Source organism: Arenibacter lacus, from assembly GCF_008711145.1.
GTDB lineage: Bacteria > Bacteroidota > Bacteroidia > Flavobacteriales > Flavobacteriaceae > Arenibacter > Arenibacter amylolyticus.
Map to the genome: position 1 here is coordinate 1 of NZ_VVIN01000090.1, position 8,735 is coordinate 8,735.

Below are 8,735 nucleotides of genomic sequence, written 5' to 3' on the forward strand. Positions count from 1 at the left end.
GCAAAAAGAAGGTCCGCACACTTCATTTAACCTTTGTGAACGCTGTGTCCTTAGCTAAACACAGACTCTAAAAAAGAGCTTAACGGAATTGACACCAACAAAAAAAAGCCCCGAACTTCCTGAATACTCAGGAGTCGGGGCTTTTAAATTATAAACAATTAAATCTACTTCAACTTCTTCTTAACGGCTACTTCTTGGAAAGCTTCTACTATATCCAATTCCTGGATATCGTTGTAGTTTTTAATCTGCAATCCACAGTCGTACCCCTTAGAAACTTCTCTAACATCGTCCTTAAATCTCTTAAGAGAGGCCAGTTCCCCAGTATAGATAACTACCCCATCCCTAATTAATCTAATATTAGAGTTTCTAAAGATCTTACCGTTGGTCACCATACAACCTGCAATGGTTCCCACTTTAGACACCTTAAAGATCTCTCTAATTTCAGCGGTACCGGTAATCTCTTCCTTCATTTCTGGAGAAAGCATACCTTCCATCGCATCCTTAAGATCATCTATAGCATCATAGATAATGGAGTACATCCTAATATCGATCTCTTCCTTATCTGCCAACATTCTTGCATTACCCATCGGTCTAACGTTAAATCCGATAATTACTGCATCCGAAGCGGAGGCCAATAGGACATCCGATTCCGTAATAGCACCAACTGCCTTATAAATGATATTCACTTGAATCTCATCTGTAGACAACTTCTGGAAAGAATCTGTCAATGCTTCCACTGAACCATCCACATCCCCTTTAAGGATAATATTAAGTTCTTTAAATTCTCCTAGTGCGATACGTCTTCCAATCTCATCCAAGGTAATATGACGCTGAGTTCTTACAGACTGCTCTCTTTGCAACTGGGAACGCTTGGCAGCAATTTGCTTAGCTTCACGCTCATCCTCCAATACAGTAAATTTATCACCTGCTTGTGGCGCTCCATCCAATCCGAGGATTGAAATTGGCCTTGAAGGACCTGCCTCCTGCACCAACTTACCACGCTCATCTTGCATGGCTTTAACCTTACCGCTACAGGTTCCTGCAAGTACGTAATCACCAATCCTAAGAGTACCGGTCTGAACGAGAACAGTGGATACATATCCCCTTCCTTTGTCCAAGAATGCCTCAACTACGGCACCAGATGCCAGTCTGTTTGGATTAGCAGTAAGCTCTAAGAGCTCTGCCTCCAACAATACCTTCTCTAGCAATTCCTTGACACCCGCACCTGTCTTAGCAGAAATGTCCTGGGATTGAATTTTCCCTCCCCAATCTTCTACCAGTAGGTTCATCTGGGCAAGTCCGTCCTTAATTTTTTCTGGATTAGCCGTTGGCTTATCCACCTTGTTTATTGCAAATACAATAGGTACTCCGGCTGCTTGGGCGTGACTAATAGCCTCTTTGGTCTGTGGCATAATATCATCATCCGCAGCAATCACAATAATAGCGATATCCGTAATCTGGGCCCCACGTGCACGCATCGCCGTAAAGGCTTCGTGACCAGGTGTATCCAAGAAGGATATTTTCTGTTTATTTTCTAAGGTCACCCCGTAGGCTCCGATGTGCTGGGTTATCCCTCCGCTTTCACCGGCAATCACATTTTCCTTTCTAATATAATCTAGCAAGGAAGTTTTTCCGTGGTCTACGTGCCCCATTACCGTAACGATAGGCGCTCTTGGCTCCAAATCTTCCGGTGCATCTACTTCTTCTACGATGCTCTCCTCCAGATCGGCAGTTACAAACTCTACTTCATACCCAAATTCGTCTGCAACAATGGACAAGGTCTCTGCATCTAGTCGCTGGTTCATGGTCACCATGATTCCTAGGGACATACAAGCAGATATAATTTTTGTAGTAGGAACATTCATCATGGTAGCCATCTCACTAGCGGTTACAAACTCGGTAACCTTAATAGTTTTGCTTTCCAATTCTTGCTGCTCCAGATCTTTTTCCGTTTGTTGACGGTGCTGATCTCTCTTATCCCTTCTATAACGGGCAGCGGTTCTCCCTTTTCTAGATTTCCCTTGTAATTTCTCCAAGGTCTCCCGCACTTGTTTTTGCACATCTTCCTCGGTAGGCTCTACCTTGGCAGCTGCAAATCGCTGTCCTGGACCTCTTCTACCTGCCTGACCACCTTTACCTCTAGCAGCTGGTGGACGCTTAGCATCGGTACCTGGTTTAGCGACAATTCTTTTACGTCTCTTTCTCTTATCGGAGGCATCACCAGTTTTAGCTGGCTCCCTCTTTTTCTTAGGCCTTTCAAATTGGGAAAGGTCAATTTTATCCCCCATAATTTTGGGACCCGAAAGTTTTTGATATTGCGTTTGGATCACTTCACTCTCTGGCGCAGCCTCCGCTTCAGCAGCAGGTGTCTCTGGCTTTTCGGCCTCCTCCTTCTTGGGCTTCTCAGCTTTAGCAGCAGGCGCTTCCTTTTTAGCAGGAGCATCTACCTTTTTAGCTGCTTCCTCCTTCTTAAGAGCCTCCTTTTTAGGAGCTTCCATCTTCACAGGAGCTTTTTCCTGCTTAGGAGCTTCTACTTTCTCCTCTGGCTTCTCCTGACTTACAGGTTTTTCCACCACTTTTTCATCGGCTTCCTTTGCCGGTGTTTCTGCTGCCACCTCCGGCGCCTTCCCTGTTGGTTTCTCAGGGACTTCTTGCGTCTTCTCCTTTGGTTCTTCAGCTACTTTTGCACCATCGTCCAAGTTGATCTTCCCTACGGTCTTTAAACCAGGAAGTTCCCCCTTGGCCTTGATCACACTTTCTCTTTCCGCTCTTTTCTCCCTAGCGAGCCTCTTCTCCTCTTGCTCTTTTTCCAATTGCAATCGCAAGGCCTCTTTCTCCTTTCGCTTCTCTTCCCCAACTTCTTTGGACGCAACTTTCTTGCTCATATCCGTTTGGAATTCATCCAATAGAACTTGATATACCTCGTTGGATATCTTGGTAGTAGGCCTAGCATCAATATTATGCCCCTTGGAACCGAGATAATCTACCGCACGGTCCAATGAAATATTAAGTTCTCTTAGGACTTTATTAAGCCTTATAGTTGCATTCTCTGCCATAAATAAATAATTCCTATTCTTGTAAATTATTGCTAATATATAGTTTAATCTTCTAATTCCTCTTTTAGAATACGGACAACTTCCAAAATTGTCTCCTCTTCTAAATCGGTCCTTTTAATCAAATCCCCAACTTCCTGCTCCAATACACTTCTAGCAGTATCCATCCCAATTCTCTTGAATTCCTCTATCACCCAAGACTCAATCTCATCGGAAAATTCGGTAAGCTCTACATCTTCCTCCACTCCTTCACGGAACACATCTATCTCATAACCGGTTAATTGCCCAGCCAATCTAATATTGTGACCTCCTCTACCAATGGCCTTGGAAACTTCTTCTGGCCTTAGATATACTTGAGCGGTCATTTTCTCGTCGTTCAATTTCACTGTGGAAACCCTAGCCGGACTCAACGCCCTTGTAACCAATAGCTGTGGGTTAGCAGTCCAATTGATGACATCTATATTTTCATTACCCAGTTCGCGTACAATTCCATGAATTCTAGATCCTTTCATTCCAACGCAAGCCCCTACCGGGTCTATACGATCATCATAGGAATCTACCGCAACCTTCGCCTTTTCACCAGGAATCCTAACTGCTTTCTTTATGGTGATTAAACCATCGTATACTTCAGGAATTTCCTGGAAGAACAACTGCTCCAAAAACAAGGGAGAAGTTCTAGACATTATAATTGTTGGCTTATTACCTTTAAGCTCTACACTTTCGATAATACCCCTTACGTTATCTCCTTTTCTAAAGAAGTCCGACGGGATCTGCTTATCTTTTGGCAAGATAATCTCATTTCCTTCGTCATCCAAGAGTATAATGGCCTTATGACGTATATGATGCACCTCGGCAGTGTAGATCTCGCCTTCTAATTCTTTAAATTGCTTGTAGATCGTTGTATTATCGTGCTCATGAATTTTGGAAATAAGGTTCTGTCTTAGCGCCAAAATAGCCCTTCTCCCCAAGTCAATCAACTTCACTTCTTCGGACACATCCTCCCCTACCTCAAAATCGGGTTCAATCTTACGGGCTTCAGACAAGGAAATCTCCTCATTAGGATCTTCTACCTCACCATCTGGAACTACGGTTCTATTTCTCCATATTTCCAAATCCCCTTTATCTGGATTTATAATAATATCAAAATTATCATCAGAACCAAATTTTTTCTTTAATGCATTTCTAAACACATCTTCCAAAATCGCCATTAGCGTTACCCTGTCTATGAATTTATCGTCCTTAAATTCCGAGAAAGATTCGATTAGCGCAATATTTTCCATTTTGACCTACAATTAGAATTTTAATACAACTTTAGCTTCTTTTATATCAGAAAGTGCAATTTCTCGCTTTTTCTGAACGGTAATTTTCCCTTTCCCCACGGGTTTGGGCTCTCTCTGCTTCCACTCCAAGGTAATACTGTCTTCCGTGGCTTCCGTCAACTTCCCCTCCAATTCCTCTTCCAGGGTCTTCACCTCCAACTTCCTTCCAATATTCTTTTTAAACTGTCTGGGAATTTTTATGGGCGAAGCTGCACCGGCCGATGCCACTTCCAAGGAAAAGTCTTCCTCTTCCCTATCTAGGTTGTGTTCTATGGCCCTGCTAACGTTTATACAATCTTGTAGCGTTACTCCGTGATCACCATCTAAGGTGATCTTTATCTTATTATCAGTACCTATTGAAAAATCCAACAAAAAAAGTGATTCATTTTCCTTTAAGGCCGTCTCTAAAAGTGTAGTTACTTTTTCCTTCAACATATTTTCTCTCTTAGCGATAGCGTTTCCCCTTATTGGGCTATACACTTCTGGGAATATCCGCCGCAATATGGAGACTGCTTAAAACTTATTAAAAGCGGCAAAAAAACCGCTTCGCCAAAATATTGGTAACAAAAGAGGGGACAATTTGTCCCCTCATGAATACAAAATATTCTTTCAGCTCTGCAAATATACAATTTTTTTAGATTCCGCAACAACCTAAATCATTTATTCTAAAAAAGATACCCGTATATTGAGCTTAATCACCATAAGGGCAATTCCCCTGAATTTAAGTGGACAAACCACCTACCTTCTTAATAGATAGCTTATCTAAAAACCTTCCTCCAGGTTTAAATCACCAGTTAGACCTCCCTTATCTACCATAACCTGCTAATCTTTCTTTGACACGGGGCCATCATAGGCTTCGGGCTGCTTTTCTTTGCGTTCCTCCATGTTTAGATGAGGATTCCTATAGTTGATCCCTGCACGCTCATACCGCTTATACTGCTTCTCCAGCCGTTGCTGAAACAGCTCCCAATCCAAATTCTCCTCATAGGTCCAAGCTTTTTCTGCCACAGCGGCAAGCCTAGGGTAGGTCATATACTCCAACCGCTTAGGATCGGAAATAAACTCGGTCCAAATTCCGGCTTCCATCCCCAAAACTTGGGCAGCCATAGAATCCGTAAAAGTCTCGGGAATTGGATTCCAATGGTAAATAGCCTCCATAGAATTAGCTCCATTGTGCAGGCCTTCCCAAATAGCGCCCGCCTCGTTAAGATCACTAGCATAGTCTAGGTAGAGGTAATCTACCGGCGACAGAATCACTTGATACCCTTTCTCTGCAGCATTGTAAAGTATATCTGGGTACTCTCCACGCCACCATTGCAAGATGGTTTTCTTATTCACCTCAAATTCGGATGCCTCATCCCAGGCTATCGGCTCTAATCCAGATTCCACAAGGAAATTGGCCATATTACGATCGAACCACCCCTCAAACTCGCGCTGATTCTTTAACCCCAACTCTTTCATCTTAGCAGCCATGTCTGGCCTACCCTCCCAATTGTGCTGCCTAACTTCATCCCCACCAAAATGAACATAGGGAGTATTAAAAAGGGAAGCCACTCGCTTCATTACCAACTGTATCATCTCAACCGCCTCCTCATCAGCTATATTTAAGGTATTGTTTCCACCACTAAATGCTGGATAGGCACGCTCTATAGCCCCAGAATGACCAGGAACGTCTACCTCGGGCACAATTACAATATGCCTTTCATTAGCATAGGCAGCAATCTCAATGGCATCTTCCTCCGAAAGATACATTGCAGGCCCTTCAGGATTTGTTCTATCGCCACGCGCCCCAAGTTCGTGCAAGTTGGGATATTCCTTAATCTCAATCCTCCAACCCGTATCATCGGTGAGGTGCAGGTGCAAACGATTCATCTTTTGAGCCGCCATCTGATCTATTAACCGCTTTATATGTTCAGGACCAAAAAAATGCCTGGAAATATCCAGCATAGCTCCCCTCCATTTAAATCTAGGCTCATCTGTTATAGAAACCCAATCTATCTCCACAAAGGAAGACCCCAATTCTCCATCTACCACAGGGGCTAACTGCAGCAGGGTTTGAAATCCGTAGAAATAACCTGCTTCGGATGACGCGCCAATAGTTATCCCATCCCGGCCAACTACCAAGCTATATGCTTCCGGAGCCAGTTCTTCTTGTTGCTTCAGAACAATTTTATTCTTTCCTTTAACAACACCACCCACCTTAGGCGTAAACCCATATACTTTCTGCACTTCCCTCGCAAACCAATCTACCACCCTATGCTGCTCCTCCGAGGTAAAAACCAGGTAGGTTTCGGCACTTAAACCAAAGGAGCCTTCAAAGACCCGTATATTATTTGGTTGCGGGACAATGGAAAGCACTGCCCCCTCCCTTTCTTCCCGTTCTACGGAACTACAGGAAACTAACCCTAACAGGATCACTGCCTGCAAAATAAATTTTGGGAATATTGATTTAATCATCGGAATGCTCATACTATTAGTTTGTTCTGTTCGGCCCCAAAAGAACCAATTGCGAAATAATTCTGCTAAAAATAGAAAAACAATTAATTATCTATAAGAAATTTCATTAAAATGACTGCTAACTACCTAATCCTAAACATCACCCTACCGCTTTAACCGATCACCTACCTAATGATAGGTTACACCCAAATAGCTAGTTGCATCTAAATTCATCCAAGGCGCCATAGCAACATTCACCTTATATCGTCCACATCTATTTTAAAAAGCCGGACAGCATTTTTCCAATAAATCAACTCCTTTTTATCATCTGCCAACTCCAACTGATCCATAAACTTTAAATAAGACTTCATATTACATATTGGCCAATCGGTTCCGTATAACAGATAGTTAGGATCCCCGGCATAGGTAATCATCTCTTCCACCTCCCTTTTCATATAACGCTCAAACTTTTCCGTGAAATCGCCCAAAACCAGTCCGGAAATATCGGCATATACATTTTCATTCTTATACACCACCTCCATACAGTCCCTGATCCAAGGATTCCCAATATGGCAGATCACTATTTTAAGCTCCGGGTAATCTACCGCAAGATCATCCAGATGCAGGGGATGGGAATACTTTACTCTTCCCGTGGGAGCATAGGTATCGCCAGAATGGAACATAACAGGCACATCGTACTCCATCGCCATTTCGTACATTACCCTAAGCCTGGTATCGTTAGGGTAAAACGGCTCATAACCAGGATAAAACTTTAAGCCTTTTATGTGCCCCTGCTCCAGATATTCTCCAATCTCACGAATATCCCAGTGGTTGTAATGCAAGTAACTGATCCCGGAAACAACCCCTAAGTTCTTACGCCCTTTAATAGCCTCTACTACCTGTCTGGTACTTGGCCTGTGTTCGTTCACCTTGTACGACGAGAGCACCAAAGAATAATCTATCTTATTCTCCAACATATTCTCCGACAGCAGATTGAGACTAGACTCTAGGGAAACAACCCTGTCTTCATGATAATTGTTGATATGGGTATGGACGTCTATAATCATGGATTCATTTTTTATTGGACTTGGTAGCAGCAAAACTTAATTTAGATTACACCTATGGCGTTCCTAATTAAATTATTTCATCCCTATTCTTGGAGAAGGTATTGATCCGCGTCTCAATATAATTTAATCCTTTGATTTACCAATGCTAATGTCGCACTTTTACAAAAAGAAAAACCCCCTAATCTCATTGAGACTAGGGGGCATTGTCGTTGGCCCACTAGGACTCGAACCTAGAACGACTGGACCAAAACCAGCTGTGTTGCCAATTACACCATGGGCCATTACCGTAATTCAGGGTGCAAAATTAATATAAAGTTTCACATTTGCAACAATAAGTGAAAAACCTATTCACAATTCCACTTAAACTTAACTGGGATCAAGCTCAAAAGTTGTGTGTAGTTAAAATTATAAGTTATGCACAATAGCAACAATCCACCTTTTAACAGGCCTTTCAATACTTTTTTCCATCGATGAAATGCGCAGCATTCATGAATTCCATTAAAAAACAATATGCAAGCCATGAATAAAAAAGTATTCAACCCGCCCGAACGTACGTTTCGGTACGGGCGGGAAAAATCTAGGCTTATTTCTCCTTTCTTGAAATCTACTGGTTTTCCACCGCCGCAGCGTCCAGGCCGCTTTCACTAAGGTGAACATGGGCTGCCGGACGCCTTCCTTGAGCCGATGCGAAAAACCCTTGATTTGCTACCAAAGGAGAAAGTAGGCCGAAAACTTTTGGTAGATCCACTTGTGAGGCTTTCCTTATCCGCAGAATAGGTTTAAATCCCGAAGCATCGGGACCGAGATTCAGCTTTTTATTTTTAAAAAGCGCGGAGTTTTTAGACCGATTTTTAGATTTG

The 8,735-nt window shown here is 42.7% G+C and carries 6 protein-coding genes and 1 tRNA gene; all 7 read right to left on the bottom strand.

What is annotated here, in order from left to right; all coding sequences use genetic code 11:
- Positions 1–164 precede the first annotated feature (164 nt).
- The gene (infB, locus tag F1E73_RS15800; protein WP_150452483.1) at positions 165–3,056 is read right to left on the bottom strand and encodes a translation initiation factor IF-2; all 2,892 of its coding nucleotides are present in this window, start codon (positions 3,054–3,056) and stop codon (positions 165–167) included.
- 44 nt (positions 3,057–3,100) lie between these two features.
- Positions 3,101–4,333 carry a transcription termination factor NusA gene (gene nusA, locus F1E73_RS15805; protein WP_150452484.1) on the bottom strand — a complete coding sequence of 411 codons (1,233 nt, stop codon included), beginning with the start codon at positions 4,331–4,333 and terminating at the stop codon, positions 3,101–3,103.
- Between the two features lie 12 nt (positions 4,334–4,345).
- Positions 4,346–4,807 (bottom strand): ribosome assembly cofactor RimP, encoded by a 462-nt coding sequence (gene rimP, locus F1E73_RS15810; protein WP_086477054.1) that lies wholly within the window; start codon positions 4,805–4,807, stop codon positions 4,346–4,348.
- 387 nt (positions 4,808–5,194) lie between these two features.
- Complete coding sequence (locus tag F1E73_RS15815) at positions 5,195–6,829, bottom strand: beta-N-acetylhexosaminidase (RefSeq protein ID WP_191089039.1); 1,635 nt, start codon at positions 6,827–6,829, stop codon at positions 5,195–5,197.
- Between the two features lie 233 nt (positions 6,830–7,062).
- The gene (locus F1E73_RS15820) at positions 7,063–7,875 is read right to left on the bottom strand and encodes an amidohydrolase family protein (protein ID WP_150452486.1); all 813 of its coding nucleotides are present in this window, start codon (positions 7,873–7,875) and stop codon (positions 7,063–7,065) included.
- Between the two features lie 209 nt (positions 7,876–8,084).
- Positions 8,085–8,156, bottom strand: a tRNA-Gln gene (locus F1E73_RS15825).
- Positions 8,157–8,479: 323 nt separating this feature from the next.
- The coding region (locus tag F1E73_RS17650; protein WP_191089040.1) for a hypothetical protein at positions 8,480–8,735 on the bottom strand (256 nt) is incomplete at its 5' end.

What these genes read in the sequence shown, in the direction of transcription:
- nusA (WP_150452484.1), bottom strand. Translation starts at nt 4,333, where the DNA reads ATGGAAAATATTGCGCTAATCGAATCTTTCTCGGAATTTAAGGACGAT.
- F1E73_RS15815 (WP_191089039.1), bottom strand. Translation starts at nt 6,829, where the DNA reads ATGATTAAATCAATATTCCCAAAATTTATTTTGCAGGCAGTGATCCTG.
- F1E73_RS15820 (WP_150452486.1), bottom strand. Translation starts at nt 7,875, where the DNA reads ATGATTATAGACGTCCATACCCATATCAACAATTATCATGAAGACAGG.
- rimP (WP_086477054.1), bottom strand. Translation starts at nt 4,807, where the DNA reads ATGTTGAAGGAAAAAGTAACTACACTTTTAGAGACGGCCTTAAAGGAA.
- infB (WP_150452483.1), bottom strand. Translation starts at nt 3,056, where the DNA reads ATGGCAGAGAATGCAACTATAAGGCTTAATAAAGTCCTAAGAGAACTT.